Source organism: Pseudomonas sp. 2024-210 (assembly GCF_045062345.1).
GTDB lineage: Bacteria > Pseudomonadota > Gammaproteobacteria > Pseudomonadales > Pseudomonadaceae > Aquipseudomonas.
Genome location: NZ_JBJGEJ010000036.1, coordinates 1 through 2712 on the forward strand (window position 1 = coordinate 1; position 2712 = coordinate 2712).

Sequence of the window (2712 nt, forward strand, 5' to 3'; positions counted from 1 at the left end):
CGCTCTGGCCTGCTCATGGGCTTATCGCGGTTGATCGCCTTCGCCTGCTCCTTGGCCTTGGCATTCTCGACCTGAAATGTCATGGCCACCCTCAGTACTTGGGTCACTTGGTCCTTGGTAAGCCCCTTGAAAGGCGCCTGTATGCCTTCGAGCTGCTTTCTGAGGTCGTTGGCCGTATCTTGCAGCTCTTTGGCTCTACGACGCTCCTGAAGCGCTGTAGAGGCCGTCGCAATCGTCCCTGCGAACCCTTCGTTAACCGCTTTAGTCAATCGCTGAGCCACCACCTCTGGCGTCTCGACATCGTTGGAAAACAGCCCTTTGCGCAAAACCCGTGGTTCCACAGCAGTCGGGCTGATCGTTACCAGCGGCGCAACGCCACGTTCTAGCGCCGTGTAGTGCTGCTGAATCGTCTGGTGTGTGGCTTTGCTGCCTTCGATCCCGCGATCGAGGCCCAAATCAGCAACACAGCCGGCATAACTGGTCTGGTCTGCACGCATCTTGTCCCGACTGCCGATGAACTCCTTCGCGCTCAGCCGCTTGTCCTGCGTCAGCGGTACCACGAAAGCGGACAGGTGCGGCGTGGCTTCGTCCCGGTGAATGCTGGCTGTGACGATGCGATCCGCTCCGTACTTGTCGGCCAGCCATTGAAGGGATCGCTGGAAGAACGCCTTTTCCTGTTCTGGTGTCGCCTTAGCGAACCACTCAGGGCTGGCTGTCATCACGTATTCGACGGCCAAAACCGCGTCTTTGCGCCGTTTCTCTGGCAGCAAAGCCCGCAATTTGCCCATCGCCTCATCCGTGGTTTTCGCGCCCAGGTGCTGATTGTTGGGTGTGCGCTCCTGGTCAGCATTGTGAGTCTCGCGCTCCCGGTAGCAATGCTGCATCGAGGCCGCCACTGACCCCATGTTGGCGAGCTTCTTTGCCCGCATGATTGCGTATGCCATACCATCCCCAATCCGCTGAAATGCCGCCTAGCTCCGCTGGGCCACTTCCTTGAAGTGTACTCACTAGACTTTGCTTCGCAAAGATCGTTCGAAAAGCCAAGGCAAGAGCAAGCCCCAACCTGTTCGCCCGCAAGCGGAGCGCGCAGGCCGAAGGCGCGGCGTGAAGGAGCGAAGCAGCCGTACACCGATCCACACCCTTGCGAGGTAGTGGACGGCGCACAGCGACTGGAAGGCCGCTGGATCTCAACCAAAGATCGCGGTGCGTGACCCACCGTCCTAACGCGCTTCGCTTGTTGGGCGCCAGCCAGCACAGCGCCCTTCGGTCACTGCACTGGCTGTCACCTTGAGCTAGAGAACAGCCTGATTCTTTGAATCTGGGAAGCAAGATCACAGGCACAGCAAGATCAAGATCTAGAACGCGGTTTAGATCATAAGAAGGGGTAATTTAAAAACCCTTTTAAATCAATGAGTTGCGAGGGGGGGGTAGCTCACCCTAGATGAGCTACCCCTAGCTCACCCTAGATGAGCTACCCCTAGCTCATTTGGTGATACATATCGTCCTTGCGTGTACGATATCGTCCACTGTAATGTCTCGTATCGTCCAAAATTTTAAGGGCTGCGTTGTGCCAGAGAAAGACGTTAGGGGAACATGGGTCCAGACCGAGCGTGCCGCTCATGAGGCGTGGTCAGCACTCATCGGACGGAAGCCTAAAGCAGCTCAGCTGATGCACCTGCTGGTCGCCAACATGGGCAAAGACGCAGCGGTCGCCACCAGCCAAGCCACGCTGGCATCCCTCATGAATGTGAGCCTCAACACAGTCAAACGAGCGCTTGCCGTCCTCGTCGAAGAGCACTGGATTGAGGTTGTGCGCGTTGGCAGCGAGCGTGGTGGGGTAAACGTCTACGTTGTTAACCGGCGGGTCGCTTGGGCTGACAAACGTGACAACCAGCGCTATGCGGCCTTTGACGCCCGTATTTTGGTCAGAGAGGCCGAACAGGATGCGCCCATCGCAGATGATCGCCCCCCACTGCGTCAACTGCCGTCCCTCTCTCCGGGAGATATGCAGCTGCCACACGGCGATGGGCTGCCACCACCTTCTCAGCCATCGCTGGTCGACGCTGACCTTCCAAGCTTGGAAATCCCAGACCCTTGGGCAGAAGAGCGCATCGAACTGGCGAGGCGTGATGCTGCCGGGACTCCAAGGGCCTTCCCGGGGCATCCAATCGAGGGTTAACCCATGAGTCAGAACAACCCACCGGGCTCAGAGCCCCATTTCATCGAGATCGGCGACGCAGACGACATCCCGTTGCCGCTTCCCATTTTCGTAACCCGACAGGGTGTAGATCGTTCCCACGATGACGCCATGCGAAAGGTCTTACAGGCCGATCCAGCCTACGCAGCGGAGCTCCGGGTCGTTCTCACTACTGAGGGCGCCACCGACGAACTCGCGATCCTTGATCGATACACCTCTGGCGAGCGGCTGCAACGGTTGGAGGCAGTGGACTTTGCTCGCGCATCGGTAGGACTGGAGGGCTTTAAGCCCTCCGTAGAGGATGAAGAGCTCGCCAGGGCTTTCATGGAGGGTGAAATTACCCTCGACGAATTCATCAAGCGATCCATTGAATCAACGTGATTGCCCGCGCTCTGGCCTGCTCATGGGCTTATCGCGGTTGATCGCCTTCGCCTGCTCCTTGGCCTTGGCATTCTCGACCTGAAATGTCATGGCCACCCTCAGTACTTGGGTCACTTGGTCCTTGGTAAGCCCCT

Annotated in this window: 3 protein-coding genes; 2 read left to right on the plus strand and 1 reads right to left on the minus strand. The window is 58.1% G+C overall.

Translation table 11 applies throughout. From position 1 onward, the window contains the following. Positions 1–944: MobV family relaxase (mobV, locus tag ACI7MX_RS22930; RefSeq protein ID WP_405634610.1), on the minus strand; the 944-nt coding region annotated here is incomplete at its 3' end. A gap of 725 nt (positions 945–1669) precedes the next feature. Between mobV and ACI7MX_RS22935 the strand changes: the two genes are divergently transcribed. Next, positions 1670–2179 (plus strand): hypothetical protein, encoded by a 510-nt coding sequence (locus ACI7MX_RS22935; RefSeq protein WP_405592112.1) that lies wholly within the window; start codon positions 1670–1672, stop codon positions 2177–2179. Between the two features lie 3 nt (positions 2180–2182). Further along, entirely contained in the window at positions 2183–2578 is a 396-nt protein-coding gene (locus ACI7MX_RS22940) for an antitoxin VbhA family protein (RefSeq protein WP_405592109.1), read from the plus strand. The last annotated feature ends 134 nt before the right edge of the window (positions 2579–2712 follow it).